This window comes from Amycolatopsis sp. NPDC114503 (assembly GCF_055633655.1).
Genome location: NZ_JBVKDT010000004.1, coordinates 964,776 through 986,991, shown reverse-complemented (window position 1 = coordinate 986,991; position 22,216 = coordinate 964,776). Strand labels below are relative to the sequence as shown.

Sequence of the window (22,216 nt, the reverse complement as noted above, 5' to 3'; positions counted from 1 at the left end):
CTCGATCGGTGGGGCAGACGGTGCATTTGTGTATCTGGCTCGGCTTTGGCGAGGCACGACCAATATCTGGTTCGACGGCTCTGAGGATCTGTCTGTGCAGTCGCGGGTCCCGAGGGCGTGGTCGTGACCGGTGCCGCCCCCGTCTCACCGCGGCACTGCTGACTGTTGAGGACGCGACTGCTCAGCCCCTCGCCCGACCGTCGCTGACTGGCTGGACGCACGCCCGGCTCGCGTATTCTCGGGCCGAAGTCCGCCTGCCCGGCGGGATGAAGGCTGCCAGCGACGAGCGCTCGTGCTCGGTCATCGGGCGAGCGGTGCGGCGCTGTCCGTCCCACATGACCAGCACCGCCTCCGACCTCGCGCGGACGGTTCCGCCGGCCGAGATCGCCTCGGATATCAGCACGCTCGACGTGCCCAGTTCCAGGACTGCCAGGGTCACGGTCACCGTGCCGTCCGCGGGCGTGATTTCGCGCTGGTAGTCGATGTGCTGAGACCGGAGGACGCACGGCGGGTGCTGTGTGCCGAGACTTTTGACCAGCCACGCGGCCCGCGCTTCTTCCAGCAAGCCGAGATACGCGGTCGCAGTGAGGTGGCCCATCGCGTCTATCTCGTTGGGCCGGAGTTGATAGTCGCTTCGCCACATGGACGCACGGTATTCAACCCCGGCCGCGTTGTTCGGACGGCGGGCGGGTTCTCCGCCCGGTCGGGGGAAGCATCCCCCAGCCGGGCGCAGTCGGGGAGAGGTTCCGGTTTGGAACGGGCGCGTACGCCACGGTCAGGCGTGCTCGGCTCGGCGCTGTCCCGACGTCGCGGGCTGTCATTTCGCCGGTGTGAAGCACCCCCGCCGACTCGCGCGGAGCGGGCGCCGCCGGGACCGGGGACAGGTACTACCCGGGTAGTTCCCCGGGTGTCCGGACGCCTGTGACCAGCAATGATTCACATCACAGGTGGATGGCTCACCCCGTCGAGGCGGGTGGTGCAGTGCCCGGCGCGGCGCTGCGGGAGCCGTCCCGTGGGTCGGCGTTGACCGCACGAGCAGCCGGAGGTGCCCGGATGACAGTCATGGCCGTGGAGCGGCCGGTTCCAGCCGGGGAGATCCCGCGCGACCGGTGCCAGGCGCAGCGGGTGTTGATCGTCGAGGAACACGAATTGCTGCAGGCTGGGTTGCGGGCGGTGCTGCACGGCGAACCGTGGGTGGCGTCGTGCCTCGGGGTCTCGACGGCCGATCTGGCCTGGCAGGTGGCTCGGCGGTACCAGCCGCAGCTGGTACTGGTGAGCACGTCGTTGCCGGGCCGGTCAGGGCTCGAGCTGTGCCGCGAATTCCACGCGCAGATGCCGCATGTCCGGGTCGTGCTGATGTCGGCGGAGGGGAGGGTATCCGCCGCGCTGGGCTTGGTGAACGGCGCCGTCGCGGCCTTGCCGAAGCAGATGCCGACCGCGGCACTGGTCGCTTCGGTGAAGCGCGTCGCGGAGGGCGGGCGGGTGTTTCCGAAGGACACCGGGCCGTTGCCGGTGCAGCTTTCCAAGCGCGAGCTGGACGTGTTGCAGCACCTTGTGTCCGGTCAGAGCAATCCCGAAATGGCGCTGTCGCTGAACCTTTCGCGGCACACCGTCAAACAGCACACGAGCGCGGTCTACCGCAAGCTCGGGGTCCGCAACCGGGCGCAGGCCGCCAGCCGTGCGCAAGAACTCGGGCTCGTCGCCTGACCTCGCGTGCAGCGGCTGCGGTACGACTGGGAAACGGCGCACAATTCGGGCAACGGCGCGCTGGGCGGCATCCCGGTTCCGATGCCTGGTGAGCCGGGAACCGGAGACGTACGATGACGCGCGTCCCGGCCACCCATACACGCAGGATGCCCATGGCTTCACCGCAAGGGAGAGCGCCGACGACCGTGCCGGCGGACTTGACGAGTTTCGTGGGCCGGCGGCACGACGTCACCGCGGTCCGGCAACTCATCGCCGCGGCGCGGTTGGTCACGCTCACCGGCATCGGCGGCGTCGGCAAGACCCGGCTGGCCTACCGAGTCGCGGCTGACGTGCGGCGTGCGTTCCCGGACGGTGTGTGCCTGGTCGAACTGGCGGCTCTCGAGGATCCGGCGTTGCTGCCGCACGCGGTGCTGGGCGCCCTGGCTGTCCGGGAGCAGTCCGCGCGCGAACCGGTCGAGGCGTTGTGCGATCAGCTGCGGACCTCGCGGATGTTGCTGGTCTTCGACAACTGCGAGCATCTGGTGGCGGCTGTCGGCGACCTCGCGGACGCGGTGCTGCGCGCGGCGCCCGAGATCCGGATTCTGGCCACCAGCAGGCACTCCTTGAAGATTGCGGGCGAGCATGTCTTTTCGGTGCCGCCGTTGCCGGTGCCGGACCCGGAGGAGCCGAGCACGCCGGGCGCGGCGACGCACTACCCGGCCGTCGCGCTGCTGACCGAGCGCGCGGCGGCCGCAGTGCCCGGTTTCGCCCTTACCGCGGAGAACGAGGCGGCGGTCGTGCGGCTGTGCCACCGGCTCGACGGCATTCCGCTGGCGATTGAGCTGGCCGCGGCGCGGCTGCGGGTGCTGTCCATCGACGATCTCGTGAGCCGGCTCGACGACCGCTTCGCGATGCTGCGCGAGGGCAACCGGAACGTGCCGGAGCGGCATCGGACGCTGCAGGCGCTCGTCGACTGGAGCTACGAGCTGTGCACCCCGGCTGAGCGCCTGTTGTGGGCCCGTGCGTCGGTGTTCGCGGGCGGATTCGACACCGAGGCGCTGGAAGAGGTCTGCGCGGACCTGGGTCTGCCCCGGGAGGCCGTCCTCGACACGGTCGCCGGTTTGCTGGACAAATCGATCTTCACTCGCGACTCGCACGCGCGACACGCTCGGTTCGGGATGCTCGACACGGTCCGGGCGTATGGGCAGTCCCGGCTCGCGGAGGCCGACGAGCGGACGCATCTGGAGCGGCGGCATCGCGACTGGTGCCTGAAACTCTTCGAAGCGGCGGGCGAGAAATGGGTCGGCCCGCGGCAGCGGGAGTGGACGGACCGGGTGCTGGCAGAACACGCCAATCTTCGCCGGGCGCTGGAGTTTTCCTTTTCCGTGCCGGGGGAAGCGCGAACCGGCCTGCGCTTGGCGGCGATGCCCTGGTTCTGGGGAGCCATCACCTCGGTGTCCGAGGGAAGGCTCTGGCTGGAGCGCGGGCTGGCCTTGGACGAGGAGCCGAGTCACGAACGAGCCTGGGCTTTGGCGACCGCTGCCTACGTCGGCGCCTTTCTCGGCGACCAGGACGCGCTCACTGCCGCGCCGGAGCAGGCTCGCGACCTCGCCCGGCAGCTCGGCGACACGGCGGCGCTCGCGTACGCCACGCACGTCATGGGGATGCGGCTCGTGGTGTCCGACGATCCCGCCGGAGCGGTGCCGGTGCTGACCGAGGCGCTGGCGCTGTACGAGCGCGCCTGCGTGAACTCCCAGTACCCGGACAGTTTGAGGGTCGAGCTGGGAGCGGCGCATTTGCGCGCAGGCGAGGTCGGCCGCGCGGCCGACCTGTTCGCCGAACTGTTCGAGCACTGCAAAGCCAACGGGGACCAGTGGAATCTCTCGTACGCGTTGTGGGGGAGGGGTTTCGCGGAACTGCTCCAAGGCGACGTCGCCCGCGCCGAATCGGACTTGCGGGCCGCGCTGCGGATCAAGTGGACGTTCCATGACACACTGGGCATGGCCTTCGCGATGGAGCAGTTGGCGTGTGCGACCGCGGCGAAGGGGGACAGTCAGCGCGCGGCGATGCTCTTCGGCGGTGCGGAAAAGCTGTGGCAGGCCATCGGAGCCCCACAGCCCGGCGCCGGTGCCCGGCAGTTCGGTCCGCAGCGGGAGAAGTACGAATCCGCGGCGCGGAAGGATCTCGGGGACGAGCGGTTCGAAACCGCGTTCGTCCGCGGGGCTGAGCAGCCGCGGGCGGAGATCGTGGCGCTGGCGTTGCTCGACGCTTCGCCGGACAGCGGCCCGGAGCCGGTTCCGGCGGACGTATCAGTGCTGACCCGGCGTCAGCGCGAGGTCGCGGAACTCGTCGCCGAGGGGTTGTCGAACAAGGAGATCGCCAAGAGGCTGGTGATCTCCTTGCGGACCGCGGAAGGGCATGTGGAGAGCATTCTCGCGAAACTGGGTTTTTCGACCCGGACCCAGATCGCGAACTGGATGGTGCGGCCCTCGCGGTGACGCGCGGGCCGCGGCGCCGGGCGCCGTCAGATCTCCTCGGAGACGACCTCGACGACCGGCCCGGCGGGGCGGTTTTCGACGAACAGGGACAGCTCGGCGAAATATGCGCCCGGGTCCACCGCGCCCTCCGGCCCGTGCACGCCGGGTTTCTCGACCACTCCGCGCGCCATCAACAGCGTCGCGACGGCGAGCGGGTACCCGGTCATCTCTCCCATGTTCGCGTTGGGCAGCACGATCGGCTGAGCACCGACCCGGGTTCCCTTGCCGTCCTTGGTTCCTTCGGCGACCGCGAAGAGGTTCGGCAGCGTCGGGGGCGGGCCCGCGACGGCACCCCCGGTGTTCGGTTCGCGCAGGATCTGCCTGGCCGCGCCGGCAACATCCAGTTCGCCGGCCCGAACGCGCTCGGCGACGCGGACCATGCCGTCCATCAACCCGCGGCGGGCCACCATGAGGTTGAGCGAGTCGCGCACCTCGGGGCGGACGCGCGGGAGAGTGAGCGGCTCGGGATGCCCGCAGACCCAGACGGAGCCCGCTTCGCGGCCGGGGTAGGCGAGAGTCGTCTCCTCGAGTGCGTAGGCGTCGACGAGCCCGCCGTCGCGCCAGATCTTGATCGGCTCGGTGCAGTTGTGGACCCAGTGCTCCAAGGCGGCATTCGGTTTCGGGTCGGGATCCTCGGCGGTCGGGTACGGCAGGGCTCCGGCGCGCCAGGCGGTGTAGACGCGGTCGACGGTGTCGCACTGGTTCATCGCCAGCAGCGCGAGGAGGTTGCTTGTGCCGGGGCTCGCGCCCATCCCGATCACCGCGGTGACCCCGGCGGCGCGGGCGGCGTCGTCGAGGCCGAGCATTTCGAGCGTGGGTTCCCAGTCGTCGCAGATGTCGAGGTAGTTCGTCCTGGTCGCGATCGCCGCGGTGAGCACCTCGCGTCCGAAGCGGTAGAACGGCCCGGCTGTGTTGAGGACGATGTCGACCGGCGTCAGCGCGTCGTGGAGGGCGTCGGCATCGGAGATGTCGAGGTCCAGCGGCTGGGCTTTCGGGCCGAGTTCGGCGGCGAGCCGGGTGGCGCGGTTCTGGTCGCGGTCGGCGACGAGGACCGATTCCACCTCGTCGGCCTTGGCGAGGGCGCGGCAGGCGTAGGCGCCCATCTCGCCTGCACCGCCGGTCACGAGGATCCGCTTGCGCCCGCGGCGGTTCGTGGAGGAATTCGTCATGCGGCCATGGTCGGGCGCGCGGCAGGCCCGGGGAGCCGGCGCAGGCGTTCTACGCCCGCTCGGGGGATTCGGGCCGCAGGTCCGCGGGATCGTCTGCGCAGCGGCGGACCGCGGACTTGCCCGGCCCCCCGGGGGGGCTGCCGGATATCGCCGGTTCTGCCCTGTGTTGCGAGCTTTGCGCCGGAAGGTGTGACCGGCGGCATCCCCCATCCGGTCACATCGCGAGTCCAGCGGCAGATCCGGTGCGGGGGCGCTTCTACCTTGTCCGCCACCCAGCGAGCCACTCGAAAGATCGGGATCAACGATGACCCACATGCAAGAGCCGGCGAGCCTGTCCGTCGCCGAAGACGTCGGGGCGCGGTCCGCGCCCCATCGCGCCGCGCTGATCGGGATCGCCGCGGTGCTTGCGACCGTGACCAACGCGGTGGCCTTCATGCTTCCCCCGCTGCTGCCGCTCATCACGATCAGCTACGCGCACAACTCGGTGACCGCCGCGACGTGGGTGTTCACCGCGCTCACCCTGGGCGGCGGCGCCGGGTTCGTCCTGATCCCGAGGATGACCGACGTGCTCAGCGATCGCACCGTTTCGCTGCTGTCCGGCGGATTCCTCACCGGCGGCGCACTGATCGCGGCGGTGGCCGACAACTATGTCGCCCTCGTCGCGGGCTCGGCGCTGATGGGCTTCGGCGGCGCGGCGCAGCTGGTGCCGCTGAGCTTCCTGCGCCGGCACCTGGGCGGCAACGCCGTGTCGACGGCGGTCACCGTGCTGATCATGGCCACCGGCACCGGTGTCGTGCTCGGAATGGTCGGCGGGGGTGTCTCGCTGAAGCTATGGCCGGTGCCGGATCGGCTGACCCTCGATCCGACGACGATGGCCCCGGTCATCCCGCACCAGTCGATCGCGCCGTTCTTCTATGTGCTGGCGGGGCTTTTCGTGCTCACGACCGTCGGCCTACTGGCGATCGTGCCGAACTCGCCGCCGGAGTCCCGCGGGCGGATCGGCATCTTCGGGACCGTGTGGCTGATCGGCTGGGTCGCTGTCATCCTCCTCGGCTTCAGCGCACCCGCCGACACCGCGATCGGCAAGCACGCCGACCTGGTTCTGCTGCTCGGCCTCGTGCTGGCGGTCGGCTGGGTCTTCGCCGAGCGCAAGTCCTCGAAGCCAACCTTCGACTTGGCGTTGCTGCGCAAGCCTTTCGTCGCCACGGCGTGCTTGTCGGCCGGCTTGTTCGGCTGTGTCGATGCCGCGTTCCTGGTGCTCGTCAACTACTACCTGCAGAACCCGAACGACCCGGCGATGCTGCACGGCAATCTCCCCAACCCGTTCCCGGTCGGCGGCGTGAGCCTGCCCGCGGGCACCGGGTGGCCGGATCACGTCGCACAGTACGGCCTGAACTTCAGCCCGCTCGCGACCAGCCTCGTGATGCTGCCGTTCGCGCTGACGATGTTCCTGTCCGGCAAGGCTTCGGAGCGATTCGTCGCACGCGGACGGCCCGGAGTGGTGCTGGTCGCCGGAGCGGTGATCTGCGCGGTGGGCCTGGTTTTCCTTGCCGTCGCGCATGATCAGGTATGGGAATACGTCGTCGGTTCGGGCATCGTCGGCCTGGGCAGCCGGGCAGGCTACAGCGGCGCGTTCGCCGTGCCGCAGTTCGTCGTGCCCGAGGAGCGCGCCGGCATGGCGGCGGGCATGCCGGGCACCGTCATGGCGATCGGGTTCGCGGTCGGCGCGGCGGTGATCACCGTGGTGCAGAACGCGTCGGGCTTCGTCTACCAGTCCGTCGACGCGGCAGTGCTGACCGAACTCGGGACCAAGGCTGCGAGCGGTTCTCCGGCGGCGGTGAAGGCGTACACGGATTATGCGAGCCAGGTGAACCTGAGTACTTCGGACCTGCTGCTGGACGGCACGCATTTCCCGCTCGGGGACGTGTACACCTACGGGTATTGGATCACGCTGGTCTTCCCGGTGCTCGTCATCGTGGCGACGCTGGTGTCCCGGTTGCGGCACCCGCACGGCTTCAGCCTGCTGGTGGGCGCCAGCGACTGACCAGTCCGCCTCGCCACAGCGGAACGCCCCGGCCGATCGCGGCCGGGGCGTTCCGCTGTGCTCAGGAGATCGGTCCTTCGTGGACGATCAGCAGGTCGTCGACCGAGTCCACGGCCGGTTCGACGAACTCCAGGAACACGGAGAAGAAGTCCCGCGGCTCGATGACGCCTTCCGGTGCGTGCACGCCCGGCTTGGCGATGCGGCCCTGGCGGAGCAGTTCGAGCCCGACGGCCAGTGCCGCGCCGGTGCCGCCGCCCATCTTGCCCGGCGGCATGGACGCGGGCTCGATCGAGACCGCCAGGGGTTCGCCGTCGCGTTCTCCCCGTGCCAGCGCCCACACCTGGTGAAGCGGGTCGCGGGTTCGCGGCGTGCCTTCGGGCGGGCCGGGCATGTCTTCGAGCCGGCTGGCGCCCTCGGCGAGCGTCACCCGGCCCGCGTCGTAGTCCGCCGCGACGGAGCGGGCGTGGTCGAAGACCCAGGCCGGACCGGACGTGAGGTTGGTCGAGTTCACGACCGTGGGGAAGCAGCGAGGCAGCGTGATCGCCTCCGGGTGCCCGACTGTGTAGGCCTGAACCTGGCCTTTGCCAGGGTAAAGCAGCTCAACGGGAGCAATGGGCTCGATGTCTTTCTCGGCGCCGTCGCGGTAGGCGCGGATCGAGCCGCTGATCTGGATCAGCCAGTGCTCGACCGCCGCGCCGGCTCCTCCCGCGACGGGTAGGCGGGCTCGTCTTCGAGCACGGCGCCGCGCATCGACCAGCCGGTGAAGATCTCGGTGACCTTGTCGAGCCGGCGGGCGGCCGCGACCGCGGCGAGATTGGAGATGCCGGGGCTGCCGCCGATGCCCTTCACGACGCGCAGGCCCTTCTCCCGGGCCGACGTGTCGAATTCGAATGCCTCGACGGTGGATTCCCAGTCGTCGTCGATGTCGAGGTAGTCGCAGCCGGACTCGACGGCGGCTTCGAGGATCGGCCGGGCGAACTTCGAGAACGGGCCCATGGTGTTGAGGACGACGTCGCAGTCCCCGAACGCCTCGCGCAGCGCAGCCGGGTCGGTAGCGTCCAATCGCACTGCCGCGCACGGCCCGCCGACTTCGTCAGCCAGTTGCTGGGCACGGGCGAGGTCGATGTCCGCGATCAGGAGCTTGCGGGCGGAGCCGAGCTTGGCGATGCCGCGCACGGCCCAGCGGCCCATCGCGCCGGCTCCGCCGACGATGATCACGGTGCCAAGAGGCGGGTTCTGGTCAGACACGGGTGCTCCTTCGGATCTTGTTGCGATTCAACAGCTGGTCGGCTCGGTCGAGCGTGCGGTCGGCCAGCCAGCCCAGGCGAAGCGTCACCGGGTTCACGACGCCGGGAGCGAACCGGGGCGACTCGCGCCAGACAGCGGCGAGGTCGTCGTGCGTGCCTTTGTCGCAGAGCCGGTCGGCGAGCAGGGTGCCGAGGTACGGCGCTTGGGGAAGCCCGTGGCCGTTGCAGGCCAGCGAGTAGTGCACGCGAGGGCTGGCCTGTCCCGCGACGGCCATGTTGGAGGGGGTGAGCCCGATCCAGCCGCCCCAGGCGCGCGCCGGTGCGAGGTCGGCCAAGGTGGGGAAGCGTTCCCGGAAGCCGCGCATCAGGTCGTCGACGACCGCCTGGCCAGGCATCCGGTCGGCGCGCGCCCGGCGCGCGGTCTGCAGGCTGCGCGTGGTGAAGACGATGGTGCCGCGGTTCGTGGTCCGGAAACTCTGCATCACGAAGTGGTTCGTCGTCATGGGGACGCGGCTCGTCCAGCCCGCTTCGTCGAGCTGCGCGGCCGAGACCGGTTCGGTTTCGACAGCGGTCACGTACACCGGCGTGCTGAGGTTCCTCGGCGTGATCGGCAACTGGTTGGCGAACGCGTTGACGGTCAGGATCGCTTGGCTGGCAAGGATTCTCCCGCCGAGAAGGTCGATCCGGACGGCATCGCCGGTGTCGGCGATGCCGGTGACCGGGCTCTGCTCGAAGACGCGGACGTTCGAAGCACGAACCGCCTCGCGGACTCCGAGAGCGAGCTGCCCCGGGTTGAGCGTGCCGCCGACTTTGACGTGCATTCCGCCCGGAAACGCCGGGGGGATGCCCAGCTGCCGAGCGTCGCCCACGACGGATCGGCGGCCCGGCTTGGCGTGCGCCGCCATCTTGCGGAACGCGGCGACGGTCGGGGCGGCCGCGATGTTGCCGGTCGGGCGGTAGCCGCACTCGATCCCGCGGCCGTCGATCAGTTCCTCGGTGAAACTCACGGAATTGGTGGCGAACCGGTACAGACCTCGAACGCGGTCGCGGTAGAAGGTCTTCAGGATCCGGGGGTCGCTGCCCAGCGTCGGCGTGATGTACCCGGCGTTGCGCGCGCTGGCTCCCCAGCCGCACAGGTCGGCCTCGACCAGCACGACGTCCCGGCCGAGTTCGGCGAGCCGGAGCGCGGCGGCCATCCCGCCGAGCCCGCCGCCGATGACCGCGACGTCGCATGTCGTCTCGCCGGACAGAGCCGGCTCGAGCGTCTCCGGCCGGTCGACCCAGCCGGTGCCCGAGAGATAGGTGACGGACGCTCCGCCCGCGTTGTCCATTGTGGTCACTCGATTCGCTCGTCTCTGCGCGGATTGGTCAACTGTCGAGGGTTTCGGTGACGACCTCGTACACCTCGGCGCCGGGCACCGGCGGTTCGGGCGCGAACTTCGCCAGCTCGGCGAAGAAGACCTTCGGATCGATCGCGCCCTCGGGGCCGTGCACGCCCGGCTTGGCGACCTGGCCGCGCGCCGACATCAGTGCCGCGACGGCCAGCGGGATGCCGGTCATCTCGCCCATGTTCCCTTCCGGCTGCACCAGCGCCTGCGCGCCGACCCGGACCGGGGAACCGTGTTTGACGCCCTCCGCCACCGCGAAGATGTTGCTGGGCAGGTTCGGCGACGGACCCGCGGCCTTGCCGCTGAGGTTCGGCTGCCGCAGCAGTTCGTCGGAGGCCTGCCGGACATTCAGCTCGCCCGCACGGACGCGCTCGGCGATCCGGCTGATCCCGTCCATGAGGCCCCGGCGCGCGCTCATCACGTTCAGGGACTCCCGCACCTCGGGCCGGACCCTGGGCAGGGTCAGCGGTTCGGGGTGGCCGCACACCCAGACCTGGTCTTCGCCGCGTCCGGGGTACGCGAGTGTCCGCTCCTCGAGCGCGTACGCGTCCACGAGGCTGTTGTCGCGCCAGATCTTGATCGGCTCGGTGCAGTTGTGCACCCAGTGCTCGATGGCCGCGGTCGCCTCGGGGAATTCTTCTCCTTCGCCGGGTCGCGGGAAGTGCGCGGCGGAAGCGCGCCACGACGTGTAAACGCGGTCGACGGTGTCGCACTCGTCCATCGCCAGCACCGCGAGCAGGTTGCTGGTGCCCGGACTGGCGCCCATCCCGATCACTGCGGTGACGCCGGCCGCGCAGGCGGCGTCGTCCAGTTCGAGCATTTCCAGGGTGGGTTCCCAGTCGTCGCAGATGTCGAGGTAGTCGGTGCCGGCGGCGATGGCGCTGCTGAGCACCTCGCGGCCGAACCGGTAGAAGGGGCCTGCGCAGTTGAGTACGAGGTCGACGTCGGAGAGCGCCTTCGCCAGTGCTTCGGAGTCCGAGATGTCGAGCGCGAGGGCCGTCGCCTTCGACCCGAGTTTGGCCGCGAGCCGGGCTGCCTTCTCCTCGTCTCGGTCTGCGATGACGAGGCTCTCGATCTCGGCGGCGCCGGCGAGCACGCCGCACGCGTACGCGCCCATCTCGCCGGCGCCGCCGGTCACCAGAACGTGCTTGGCGCTGCGCGCGGAAACTGTCGAAGTCATGGCCGCATCGTGGCGGGGAAGCGGGCAAGAGGGCGGTCGTGGCGGAGGCAGTCTGCCCGCCTGGGGGAGCAGCGGCGGACGGCGCGCGAGCGGACTTTCCTTGTCCAGCAGGTCGTTCCGCCGCTGCCGTCCCGGCTAGAAGGTCACCACGCCGCGGATCAGCTCGCCGGCGAGGAGGTCGTCGTAGCCTTGGTTGACCTCTTCGAGGCGGTATTCCCGGGTGACCAGCTCGTCCAGTTTGAGCTTGCCGGTCTGGTAAAGGCCGAGCAGCCGCGGGACGTCGCTTTGCGGGTTGAACTGGCCGAAAATGCAGCCCTTGACCGTCTTCTGGAACATCGCGAGCTGGGCGGCCGGGAGCTGGACGCTCGGGTCGTCCCACGGGCCCATGGCGGTGATCGCGATAGTGCCGGCTTTGCCGACGACGGTGAACGCGGCGGTGACGACCTCCGGGTTCACGTCGCCGACGATCACCATCGCCGATTCGGCGCCCTGGCCGTGGGTCATCTCCCACACCGACTCCAGTGCCTGGTCCGCGTCCGCGAACGCGTGGGTGGCGCCCAGCTTCAGCGCGGTTTCGCGCTTGAACTCGACCGGATCCACGACTACGACGTACTTCGCGCCGGCCGCGGCCGCGCCTTGGACCGCGTTCATGCCGACGCCGCCCGCGCCGTAGATCACCGTCGTGTCGCCCGGGCGGACGCCGGCCACGTTGACCGCGGTGCCCCAGCCGGTCGGTACACCGCAGGAGGTGAGCACCGCGCGATCGAGCGGGAGAAACCCGTCGATCTTGATGACGGAGTGCTGAGAAAGCGTGCCGTACTGCGAAAAGCTGCCGACCGAGCACATGCCGCCGGCGTCCTCGCCGTTCAGCCTGAACCGGAAGGTGCCGTCCGGGAGCTGCCCGTCGAGCAGGTTCTCGCCGAGGTCGCACAGGTTCTGCTTGCCGCTGCGGCACCATCGGCATTCGCCGCAGCTCGGGATGAAGCTCGCCAGCACGTGGTCGCCCGGCTTGACTTTGGTGACGCCCGCGCCGACCTCCTCGACGACGCCCGCGCCTTCGTGGCCGCCGACGATCGGCAGCCGGGACGGGAAATCGCCCTTGAGCAAATGGAGATCGGAATGGCACAGGCCCGCGGCGACATAGCGGACGAGGACCTCGCCCTCCTTCGGGCCCTCCAGGTCGAGTTCGACGATCTCGAATGGCTTGCCGACCTCGGTCAGCACCGCGGCAGTGGTTTTCATTGCGCTTCCTCGGATTGGCTCGTTCGTTCGGGACGGCGAATCTAGGCCGGGCGTGCCCGTTCTCCGCCCCCGTCGTGCGGGGAATGCCCGGACGGGGGAGCCGGGGCGCGCGGCCGCGCCACGAAAAGCCGGAAGCGGACCTGCCCGGTGCGTCAGGCCCGCTTCCAGGGGGCCGGGTCAGGAACTGACGCGGGCGATCTTCGTCGAGGCGAAGAACCCGAGATTGCCCAGACCGGCTTTTTCGGCCTCGGTGAGGTTTTCCACGGCCGCGGCGAGCAGCCGGGCCTTGTGGCCCGCCGACTGCATGGCACCGACCGTGGCGCGACAGCCTTCGGCGTAAACGCTGAGCGTGGCGGTCTCGGTCTCGTGCTGACCGCTCGCGATGGCTGCCACCGCCTCCTTGCCCGTAGTGGCCAGGGTCTGGAACGCCAGCTCGCTGATCGCGTTCAGTGTCTCCGGGTCGACGCCTTGGTCAAGCGCATAGGTGGAGGCTTCGACGTATGCGCTGAGCGCTGCCGAATAGAACCCGCCGATGATCGCGGCGTCGAGAACGCTCGCCGCCTTCACGTTGTCCGAGACGAACATGGAGTACGGCCCGGGTGCGGTCAGGGTTTGCTCGTGCTCGGCCCATGCCTCGGCCGAGCCCGAATAGAGGACCATGCCCTCGTCGGTGCCGACCTGCTGCGGGTAGCAGAGCACCGCGCCGTCGAGGTAGCGAACGCCGCGGGCCTCGGCCCACGCCTTGAGCTCCTCGGCGTCGGCGGGAGTGCCGGTGCCGACGTTGACCAGAGTGGTCCCGGTCCAGTCGGGGACAGCTGCGATGGCTTCGCGAGTGGTCGCGTAGGTGGAGGTGACAGCCACTACGAGTTTCGAGGACCGGACGATTTCGCCGATGTCCGCCACGGCGCGCACGCCGTCGGCTTCGAGCGCTTGGGCCTTGGCCGGGGTGCGGTTCCAGGCGGCGGTCCGGTGGCCCTTGGCGGCGAAGTTGCGGGCGAGGGCGGAGCCCAGCAGCCCGCAGCCGAGGACCGCCACGTCGTAGGTCTTCGTCGTTGAAGAGGTGTCAGTCATGGATTCTCCGCGTTCTTTCGATTGAGTCGGGCGGGTCAGGCCTTGCGGGGACCGAGGCGTACCGGGAGCGATTGGCGCTGGTTGGCGAAGAACGACGCGGTGAACGGCGCGTCTCCGGCGATTTCCATTTCGGGGTAGCGTTTGAGGGTTTCCCCGATCATCACCCGCAGCTCCAGCCGGGCGAGTGCGTTGCCGAGGCAGAAATGCCGGCCGCCCGCTCCGAAGGCCAGGTGTTCCGGGTTCCGGGTCACGTCGAAGCGATCCGGGTCCTCGTAACGGTCTTCGTCGCGGTTCGCCGACGGGTACCACATGACGACCGAGTCGCCTTCCTTGATCTGCGCGCCGCCGAGTTCCACGTCCTTGGTCGCGGTGCGGCGCATCAGCGCGAACGCCGGGAACATCCGCAGTGCCTCCTCGACCACGTTCGGCACCAGCGACGGGTCGGCGAGCACCTTCCGGCGTTCGTCCGGGTTTTCCATCAGCGCGATCATCGCGCTGGTGTAGGTCGCCATCGTGCTGTCGTTGCCCGCGGCGAACAGCAGCAGCATGCCCGCGATGATCTCGTCGTCGGCGAGCTTGTCCCCTTCGACCTCGGCGTTGACCAGGATGCTGATGAGGTCGTCGCCCGGGTCGGCCTTGCGATCCTCGACCAGCGCCACGCACTGCCCGATCAGGTCGGGGATGAAGACGGTCAGCCACTCCTCGAGCCCGCCGGGATTGAAATGCGGGTCCTCGAGGGCGATGTAGCGGCTGATGTTGTGGATCCAGCGGGCGTCGTCTTCCTCGGGGATTCCCATGAACCCGTGGATCACGCGGGCGACGATCGGCTTCGACACGTCGTTGACCAGGTCGCAGGAGTCTTTGCCGTCGAGGCGGTCCAGCACGTTCTTGACCGCCTCGACGACCCGGTCCTCCTCCGCCGCGATGCGGTCGCGGGTGAAGCCCTCGAGGAACAGCTGCTTGAGCCGGTCGTGCCGCGGCGGGTCGAGGTTGATCATGTCCGTCTTGGCCAGTTCGACCAGGTCCTCGGGCATGCCGTGCCAGGTCAGGTCGACCGCTCCCTCGCGGTGGGAGGAGAACGTCTTCCAGTCGCGGCTGACGCGTGCGACGTCCTCGGCTTTCGTGATCGACCAGAAACCGGCCGCCTCGGGCATCCCGGCGATGCCGGACGAGTGGTGCACCGGGCATTTGCCGCGCATTTCGGCGAAAACCTCGTGCGGCGGGCCGGCGGCCCACAGCTGCGGGTCGGCGACTGTGAAGCCGGGGTCGTCGAGTGTGCTCATCGTTCCTCCGCAGTGACGTAGCCAACGCTGATGCGCGCGAACGTAGAGCCACGGACCCGGCGCCAGCGGGGACCGGCGAGGTCTCGGCCCGGTTGGGGGAGGCCCCGTCAGGCCGTTTCGCCGTCCCACGCCGTCGCGGTGATGCCGCGGGCGCGGACTTGGTCCTTGTTCACGCGCTGGGTCGGCGTCTTCGGCAGCTCGTCCACGATCTCGATGAAGCGCGGGACGGCGTGTTTGGGAAGGTCCGCGGCGAGGAAGCCGCGCAGCGCCGCCGGCTCGCATCGCCGGCCTTCCTGCTCGACGACCAGGAGGGCGACGTCCTCCTCGCCGAGGTCCGAGGGCACCCCGATCGCCGCTGCTTCGCGCACGTCCTCGTGCTTGTTGGCGGCGCACTCGACCTCCCAGGCCGACACGTTTTCGCCGCGCCGGCGGATGGAGTCCTTGAGCCGTCCGATGTAATAGAGGAAGCCGTCCTCGTCCGCGCGCATCCGGTCGCCGGTGTGGAACCACAGATTCCGCCAGGCGGCGACCGTCGCCTCCGGTTTGTTCCAGTAACCCGCCATGACGGTGTGCGGTTCCCTCGGCCGCAGGATCAGCTCGCCGATCTCGCCGGGCGGCACGGGCCGGTCCTGATCGTCGACAAGCCGGACCTCCAGCTCGGGCGTCGGCAGCCCCACCGAGCCGACGCGGTGGTGCTCCGGCGTGTTCTGGGTGATGCACAGCGCCTCGGTCATGCCGTACATCTCGACCAGCCGGACGCCGAACCGTTCTTCGAACGCGTTCTGGAGCGCCGCGGGGGCTCCGCCGCCGGTCCCGATGACGGCGGGGTGGTCGCGGTCGGCGTCGCTGGGCTCGGCGGAGTACAGCATCGACAGCATCGTGCCGAGGTAGGCGAAGTACGACGCGTCGGCGGCGCGCACCTCGTCCCAGAATCGGCTCACGCTGAACCGCTTGCCGAGAGCCAGCCGTCCGCCGGTCAGCAGGGCTGCGAGGACGTACGACCGTGCGTCGGAGTGGAACAGCGGCTCCGGTGTGTACGCCGTCTGCCCCGCCCGCATGCCGAGGCCTTCCGCGCCGCGGCGCGCCCAGGTGATCTGGTACGCGTGCGGAAGCAGCACGCCTTTGGACGGGCCAGTCGTGCCGGACGTGTAGATCATCGTCGCGATGTCGCTTTCCAGCGGCGGCACGACCGTGCCGTCGCGGCCCAGCTCCCGAAGCTCGTCGAAGGTCAGGTGCCGGGTGCCGGGCCCGAACGGCGGCTCGCCGTCGTCGGGGTCGATCAGGACCGCGAACTCCGGGGGCTCCGGGACCACCGCGGCGACCGCGCGCAGATAGGCGGGAAGCCCGATGACCACCCGCGGGGCGCAGTCGCGGACGAGATACTCCAGGAACGCTCCGCGCGCTTCCGGGTTGACCGGCACGTCGATCATCCCGGCACAGTCGACGCCGAGCCAGGCGACCACTGTCTCGAGCCGGTTGTCCGACACGATCAAGCCGCGGTCGCCTCGGTCGAGACCGAGCGCGCGCAGACCGGCGGCGATCGCCGTGACCGACCCGAACAGATCCGCTCGCGAGCACTCCTCGCCGTCGATCAGCAGAACCGGAGCGTCCGGGGCCTGCTCGGCCTGCTCCTTCAGCACGGCGAAAACGGTGGCTTCACCCACAGCGGAATTCCTTCCCAGCAATGTCTCTCGGCGGTGCGCGGCGCATCGGCCCGGACGGCAGCAAACCGCGCGAATCGCGCGCAAGCATGTGCTGCCGCCCAAGCGGTGCCCGGCTGGGGGAGCACCGTGTCATCCCCCAGCCGGGCGCACTGTCGCCGGGTCGGCTCCGCGTAGCGGCCGCCGCACGCACGATCGCCCGGTGCAGAGGGACAAAAACGTGCGTGAACAGCAGTGTGAAGTCGTTGTCATCGGTGCCGGGGCAGCCGGTCTGGTAGCCGGGTCGACACTGGCGGAATCGACGGACGTCGTCGTGCTCGAATCCGCGAACCGGCCCGGCGGCCGCGTGGAATCCGTCCGGCACGGGGACTACTGGCTCAACATCGGGACCCAGTTCACCGAAGGCGCCGGGCCGTTGTTCGAGGTGATGGACCGCTACCGGATCGAGCGGGGCTCGCTCGCCGGACGGAAGGCGGCGCTGTACCTCAAAGGCCGCATGGTGACCACGGACAGCCCGCCGCTGTTGCTGCTGCGCTCCCGGATGCCGTTGGCCGCCAAGATGGAGCTGGCGCGGGTCGGCTTGCGCATCAAGTACGCCTACGCCCGGCTCTTCGGGAAGAACGCCGAGACCGCCCGTGCGATGCGGGCCCGCCTCGAAGCGCGAACCGGTGCGGAGGCCCTGATGGCGGGTGTCCGGTCGCGCGAGATGACCGCGCTCTTCAGCGCGTGGTCCGGGCAATGGATCGGTTGCGAGCCGGAGGAAACCGCGGCTACCCAGCTCGCGATCTCCATCGGAACCGCGTTGGAGAAGGCGGCGAAAGTGCCGAACTTCGCGCTGCCCGTCGGCGGGAACCAGTCCTTCACCGACGCACTCGCGGAAGACCTCGGCGACCGGCTGCGGCTCGGGTCCGAGGTACGGAAGCTCACCTGGACGGACAGCAGCGTGACCGTCGAGTACGCCGACGAGGACGGTGCGGTGCGGTTGACGGCGAAACGCGCGATCGTGGCGACTCCGGCCGACTGCGCCCTCGCGGTCATGCCCGACCTGTCGGACGCATACCGCGCGGCGTTGTCGGACATCGAGTACGGCCGGTATGTCCTCGCCGGCGTCTTCACCAAGGAACAGGGTTCGCAGCGGTGGGACGACTACTACGGCATCTCGACGCCGGAGCTGTCCTTCCAGATGGTGTTCAATCACGCGGCTCCGCAGCGCGTCGAAGGTCCGCGAAAGCCCGGCGGTGCGCTGGTTCTGCTGTCCGGAGGTGCCGCCGCCGATGAGCTGTCCCGGCTCTCTGACGCGGAAATCGAGGACGTGTTCCTCCGCGACTTGATCCGGTTGTTCCCGGAACTCGACGGCGCGATCGACCGCGTGGTGGTCAAGCGGCAGCCGCGGGTGGTCTCCTACTGGAAGCCGGGCAAGCGGGACGCGTCGCAGAAAACTCTGCGTGTGCCGGTCGGTCCGATCTGGTTCGCGGGCGACTATCTCGGCGATCCTTCGCTGGCGGCCGCGGCGGCGTCGGGGCAGCGCGCGGCCCGGAAAACCTTGCAGAGCCTGGAATCGTGAAACAGGAAGACCGCCGCGGAACAGTGCCGCGGCGGTCTTCCCGCGGAAGGTCAGAGCCCCATGTCGTGGGCGATGATCAGCTTCATCACCTCGGACGTGCCGCCGTAGAGCCGGTTGACCCGGCTGTCCGCGTAAAGCCGGGCGATCGGGTACTCGTTGATGTAGCCGTAACCGCCGTGCAGCTGCAGGCAGCGATCGATCACGCGATCGGCGACCTCCGTGCAGAACAGCTTGGCCGAAGCCGCCTCTGCCGGGCTCAGTTCGCCCGCGTCGAGCGCCTCCAGCGCGCGGTCGGTGACTGCTTCCGCCGCGTCGACCTCCGCCTTGCACGCGGCCAGCTCGAACTTCGTGTTCTGGAACGTCGCGACGGGTTTGCCGAAGACCTTCCGGTCCGCGGTGTAGGCCTGGGCGAGCGCGACAGCCGCCTTCGCCTGGGCGTACGCGCCGTGCGCGATTCCCCAGCGCTCCGAGGCGAGATTGTGCCCGAGGTAGGAGAATCCCTTGTCCTCCTTGCCGAGGAGGTCCTCGGCGGGCACGCGGACGTCGGTGAACGCGAGTTCGGCGGTGTCGGAAGTGCGCAGCCCCAGCTTGTCCAGCTTGCGCCCGACCTGGTATCCGGGCAGCGAAGTGTCGACGGCGAACAGGGAGAGGCCGAACCGGCGGTCGTCCTCGCGGGGCGGGCTGGTGCGGGCGGCGACGATCACCCGGTCGGCGTTGACGCCGCCGGTGATGAACGTCTTGGCGCCGTTGAGGACGTAATGCGTGCCGTCGGCGGAGAGCTTGGCGGTGGTGCGGATGCCGCTCAGGTCGGAGCCGGTGCCGGGCTCGGTCATGGCGAGCGCCCACATCTGCTCGCCGGTGACGAACCCGGGGAGGTACCGCCGCAGCTGTTCGTCGGTGCCGAGCAGCTTCAGGTACGGGAGGGCCAGCAGGACATGGCAGCTGGAGCCGCCGAGCAGGACCCCGACCCGGGCGATCTCCTCGTATTCGATCGCGGTGAACTTGTGCGTCGTCAGACCGGCTCCGCCGTACTCCTCCGGCACCGAGATGCCGAACAGGCCGAGTTCGCCGAGGTCGCGGTACAGCTTGCGGGGGACTCCGCCGGCCGCGAACCATTCGTCGTAATGCGGGAGGACTTCCGCTTGCAGGAACGATCTCAGCGTCTTGCGGAAGGACTCGTGGTCTTCGTCAAACACAGTGCGGTGCATGAATCCTCAGCTTGTTCGGGGGAGTCCGGCGCAGCCGTCGGCGCGCCCGCGGCTTCCGGGAATCTAGGCAGCCGTCCCCGCTGCCTCGCGGCCGTCGCGCGTGCTCGTGCCCGGGTGGGGGATGGAGCGAGCCTGCTCCGGGGCCGGGACACCCCCGGTCGGGCATTCTTTGCCCGCGCGGCGCGGGTGCCCGCCGGGAACGCTCCACACTTCCGGCCAGGTTCGCCGGAACGCAAGGAGAGCACATCATGGCGCTGACGCTCACGATCGACCTCGAAGGATGCACGGGCTGTGCTTGCTGCATGATGGAATGCCCGGATCTCTTCGACATCGACGACGAATCCGGCCAGGCCGTCCTTCTGGAGCCGCACCCGTCCGACGACCGCCTCGAAGAGGCCGAGCGCGCGGTGCGGTCGTGCCCCGAGGGCGTCATCACGTTGGGGAAGGGCTGACGGCGATGGACCGCATCGTCGTGGTCGGCGGCTCGGTGGCGGCGGTGAACGCCGTCGACGGGCTCCGGCGCGCGGGGCACGAGGGCGAGATCACGCTGGTGAGCGCCGAGAACGTGCTGCCCTACGACCGTCCTCCGCTGTCCAAGGACGCATTGCGGGAGGGACAGCAGCGCGCGGCCCTGCTGATCAAAGAACCCGGCTGGTATCAGGAGAACGCCGTCGACGTCTCGCTCGGCGCGGCGGCCGTCGGGCTTGACGCTGGCGGGAAAACGGTGTTCCTCGAGGGCGGCCGGGAGCTGTCTTACGACGGCTTGGTCGTCGCCACCGGATCCCGGACCCGGCCGCTGCCGGTCCTGGAGGGCGTGCCGGGCGTCCACGAGGTGCGGTCGTTGTCGGATTCGCTGAGTCTGCACGAGCAGCTGGTCCCGGGCCGCCATCTGGTGGTGATCGGCGCGGGCTTCATCGGGCTGGAGGTCGCCGCCACCGCCCGGAAGATGGGGCTGGACGTCTCGGTCGTGGAGATCGCGCCGGTCCCGCTGACCCGGGTGCTCGGCGCGGAACTCGGCCGCTGGTTTCAGGACCACCACGTCGGGCACGGGGTGAACTTGCACTGCGGCACCGGAATCGAGCGGATCGAGAGCGCGCCGAACGGGAGCCAGGTCCACTTGGCCGGTGGCACGGTGCTGGCGGCGGACCTCATCGTCGCGGGTGTCGGCGTCCAGCCGGCGACCGGCTGGCTCGGCGGCAGCGGCGTCGAAGTCGCGAACGGCGTGGTCTGCGACGAGACGCTGCGGACGACCGCTCCGGACGTGGTGGCGGCCGGCGACCTCGTGCAATGGCCGAACCGGCTGTTCGGCGAGACGATGCGGGTCGAGCAGTGGCTGAACGCCGTCGAGCAGGGCGTGCACGCGGCCCGGACACTGCTCGGCGAGAGCGAGCCGTTCGCCCCGGTCCCGTACTTCTGGTCCGACCAGTTCGAGGCCAAGGTCAAGTTCGTGGGCCACGTCAGCGGCGACGACCAGGTGAAAATCACGAAGGCGGACGAGAAGTCGCTCGTCGCGATGTTCGGGCGCGGCGACCGGCTCCGCGGGGTGCTCTGCGTGAACGCGCCGCGTCAGCTGGCACTCGGAAAGCGGGCCATTCTGGACGGCGTGTCCTGGGCGGACGCGGTCGGCTCCTGACCGCGCTCGCGACTTCACCGGCATCGACGGACCTGGAGAAGCCAATGGCCGCGGACGGAATTCCGGAAAATCTGACCCTGGCCGAATTCGGCTTGTGGACGGCAGGTCCCCCGCACGGAGTCTTCGCCGACCTCCGGGCGAAGTGCCCGGTGCACTGGTCGCCGGGCATCCCGGTGCTGCCGGAGGAAGAGGGCTTCTGGTCGTTGGCCAAGGCGGACGACGTCGCCGCGGTGAGCCGCGACTGGAAGACGTTCTCCTCGGAGCGGTGGGGCATCGACATCACCAACCACCAGATCCCGCTGGAGTTCGCGCGCGCCGAGTTCATCGGCATGGACCCGCCCAAGCACGACCGGATCAAGCAGCTTTTCCTCAAGGGCTTCACCGCGGAGAAGATCGCCGAACACGAGGAATGGATCCGGGCGATCGTCGTGTCCGTGCTCGACCGCCTCGACGGCGAGGAGACCTGCGACCTGGTGAGCGCGGTATCCCAGCCGATCGTGGCGCGGGTGATCCACGGGCTCCTCGGCATTCCGGAGTCCGAGGACGCCAAGTGGGCCGGCTACATGAAGCGGTACATGGGGCGGGACGACCCGGACCTGAACCCCGGCGGGATCGACGCGTACGTCAACGAGCTGCTGCCGACCTTGGCGGCAGAGGTCACCGAGATGATCGAGACCCGGCGGACGAATCCGACCGACGACCTGATCAGCATCCTCGTGCACGCCGAGATCGACGGCGAGACGCTCTCGGCCGAGGAGATCATGTACGGCACGTTGCTGCTGATCGGGGCAGGCAACGACAGCACGATGGCTACGTACGTGAGCGCTGTTAGGGCGCTGATCGAGAACCCGGGGGAACGCGAGAAAGTCCTCGACGACCCGTCGCTGGTGCCGAGTGTGGTCGAGGAGGCGCTGCGGATGTTCCCGGCGTTCTCGATGATGCGCCGGACGGCGACGAAAGACGTCGAGATCCGCGGCCAGCTGATCAAAGAGGACGACAAAGTCGTGATGTGGTACCCGTCGTCGAACCGCGACGAGGACCGTTACGAGGACCCGGATCGCTTCGACGTGACCCGGAACCCGGAGCACCAGGCGTTCGGGGCCGGCGGCAGGCATTTCTGCCTCGGCAACGCGTTGGCGCGACTGGAACTGCGGCTGATGCTCGAGGAAACGCTGAAACGCTATCCGGAGATGGAGATCGTCGGCGACGCGCCGCACGCCGAGTCGTTCTTCATCAATCAGGTCAAGGCGTTGCCGGTCCGGCTCAGCCCGCGGGCCGACTGACGCACAACACAGCACCGCCG

Annotated in this window: 18 protein-coding genes; 7 read left to right on the top strand and 11 right to left on the bottom strand. The window is 69.5% G+C overall.

Annotation, left to right across the window (positions count from 1 at the left end):
- Nucleotides 1-181: 181 nt before the first annotated feature.
- Nucleotides 182-643, bottom strand: coding sequence for an acyl-CoA thioesterase (locus ACZ7OI_RS21630; RefSeq protein WP_470265968.1), 462 nt, complete (start codon nt 641-643; stop codon nt 182-184).
- Nucleotides 644-1,053: 410 nt separating this feature from the next.
- Between ACZ7OI_RS21630 and ACZ7OI_RS21625 the strand changes: the two genes are divergently transcribed.
- Both ACZ7OI_RS21625 and ACZ7OI_RS21620 read left to right on the top strand, forming a co-directional pair.
- On the top strand, nt 1,054-1,707 hold the full coding sequence (locus tag ACZ7OI_RS21625; RefSeq protein ID WP_470265967.1) for a response regulator transcription factor: 654 nt from the start codon (nt 1,054-1,056) through the stop codon (nt 1,705-1,707).
- Between the two features lie 185 nt (nt 1,708-1,892).
- Nucleotides 1,893-4,184, top strand: coding sequence for a LuxR C-terminal-related transcriptional regulator (locus tag ACZ7OI_RS21620; RefSeq protein ID WP_470265966.1), 2,292 nt, complete (start codon nt 1,893-1,895; stop codon nt 4,182-4,184).
- Nucleotides 4,185-4,210: 26 nt separating this feature from the next.
- On the opposite strand, the gene ACZ7OI_RS21615 is transcribed toward ACZ7OI_RS21620, so the two are convergent.
- Nucleotides 4,211-5,392: a saccharopine dehydrogenase family protein gene (locus ACZ7OI_RS21615; protein ID WP_470265965.1), complete on the bottom strand. Its 1,182-nt coding sequence runs from the start codon at nt 5,390-5,392 to the stop codon at nt 4,211-4,213.
- 304 nt (nt 5,393-5,696) lie between these two features.
- Here ACZ7OI_RS21615 and ACZ7OI_RS21610 point away from each other — a divergent pair, with 304 nt between their 5' ends.
- Entirely contained in the window at nt 5,697-7,436 is a 1,740-nt protein-coding gene (locus ACZ7OI_RS21610) for an MFS transporter (RefSeq protein WP_470265964.1), read from the top strand.
- A gap of 61 nt (nt 7,437-7,497) precedes the next feature.
- Here ACZ7OI_RS21610 and ACZ7OI_RS21605 read toward each other — a convergent pair whose 3' ends face one another.
- The 8 genes from ACZ7OI_RS21605 to ACZ7OI_RS21570 form a co-directional block, all read right to left on the bottom strand.
- Nucleotides 7,498-7,947 carry a hypothetical protein gene (locus tag ACZ7OI_RS21605; protein ID WP_470265963.1) on the bottom strand — a complete coding sequence of 150 codons (450 nt, stop codon included), beginning with the start codon at nt 7,945-7,947 and terminating at the stop codon, nt 7,498-7,500.
- Nucleotides 7,948-8,108: 161 nt separating this feature from the next.
- Nucleotides 8,109-8,684, bottom strand: a complete 576-nt coding sequence (locus tag ACZ7OI_RS21600) for a saccharopine dehydrogenase family protein (protein ID WP_470265962.1) — start codon at nt 8,682-8,684, stop codon at nt 8,109-8,111.
- Nucleotides 8,677-10,014 (bottom strand): NAD(P)/FAD-dependent oxidoreductase, encoded by a 1,338-nt coding sequence (locus ACZ7OI_RS21595; protein ID WP_470266001.1) that lies wholly within the window; start codon nt 10,012-10,014, stop codon nt 8,677-8,679. Before ACZ7OI_RS21595 ends, ACZ7OI_RS21600 begins: the two co-directional genes overlap by 8 nt.
- 37 nt (nt 10,015-10,051) lie before the next feature.
- A complete protein-coding gene (locus tag ACZ7OI_RS21590) occupies nt 10,052-11,251 on the bottom strand; it encodes a saccharopine dehydrogenase family protein (protein ID WP_470265961.1) in 1,200 nt (399 codons plus the stop codon).
- 135 nt (nt 11,252-11,386) lie between these two features.
- The gene (locus tag ACZ7OI_RS21585) at nt 11,387-12,493 is read right to left on the bottom strand and encodes an NDMA-dependent alcohol dehydrogenase (protein WP_470265960.1); all 1,107 of its coding nucleotides are present in this window, start codon (nt 12,491-12,493) and stop codon (nt 11,387-11,389) included.
- Between the two features lie 177 nt (nt 12,494-12,670).
- The gene (locus ACZ7OI_RS21580; protein WP_470265959.1) at nt 12,671-13,564 is read right to left on the bottom strand and encodes an NAD(P)-dependent oxidoreductase; all 894 of its coding nucleotides are present in this window, start codon (nt 13,562-13,564) and stop codon (nt 12,671-12,673) included.
- Nucleotides 13,565-13,599: 35 nt separating this feature from the next.
- Nucleotides 13,600-14,847, bottom strand: a complete 1,248-nt coding sequence (locus ACZ7OI_RS21575) for a cytochrome P450 (protein ID WP_470265958.1) — start codon at nt 14,845-14,847, stop codon at nt 13,600-13,602.
- Between the two features lie 107 nt (nt 14,848-14,954).
- Nucleotides 14,955-16,511, bottom strand: a complete 1,557-nt coding sequence (locus ACZ7OI_RS21570) for an AMP-binding protein (RefSeq protein ID WP_470265957.1) — start codon at nt 16,509-16,511, stop codon at nt 14,955-14,957.
- 217 nt (nt 16,512-16,728) lie between these two features.
- On the opposite strand from ACZ7OI_RS21570, the gene ACZ7OI_RS21565 reads away from it, so the two are divergent.
- Nucleotides 16,729-18,072 (top strand): flavin monoamine oxidase family protein, encoded by a 1,344-nt coding sequence (locus ACZ7OI_RS21565; protein WP_470265956.1) that lies wholly within the window; start codon nt 16,729-16,731, stop codon nt 18,070-18,072.
- A 50-nt stretch (nt 18,073-18,122) separates the two neighbouring features.
- On the opposite strand, the gene ACZ7OI_RS21560 is transcribed toward ACZ7OI_RS21565, so the two are convergent.
- Nucleotides 18,123-19,280: an acyl-CoA dehydrogenase family protein gene (locus ACZ7OI_RS21560; protein ID WP_470265955.1), complete on the bottom strand. Its 1,158-nt coding sequence runs from the start codon at nt 19,278-19,280 to the stop codon at nt 18,123-18,125.
- 248 nt (nt 19,281-19,528) lie between these two features.
- Between ACZ7OI_RS21560 and ACZ7OI_RS21555 the strand changes: the two genes are divergently transcribed.
- From ACZ7OI_RS21555 to ACZ7OI_RS21545, 3 genes are read left to right on the top strand one after another with little or no spacing between them, the layout of a single operon-like run.
- Nucleotides 19,529-19,732: a ferredoxin gene (locus ACZ7OI_RS21555; RefSeq protein ID WP_470233585.1), complete on the top strand. Its 204-nt coding sequence runs from the start codon at nt 19,529-19,531 to the stop codon at nt 19,730-19,732.
- 5 nt (nt 19,733-19,737) lie between these two features.
- Entirely contained in the window at nt 19,738-20,913 is a 1,176-nt protein-coding gene (locus tag ACZ7OI_RS21550) for an NAD(P)/FAD-dependent oxidoreductase (protein ID WP_470265954.1), read from the top strand.
- Nucleotides 20,914-20,957: 44 nt separating this feature from the next.
- Nucleotides 20,958-22,196 (top strand): cytochrome P450, encoded by a 1,239-nt coding sequence (locus ACZ7OI_RS21545; protein ID WP_470265953.1) that lies wholly within the window; start codon nt 20,958-20,960, stop codon nt 22,194-22,196.
- The last annotated feature ends 20 nt before the right edge of the window (nt 22,197-22,216 follow it).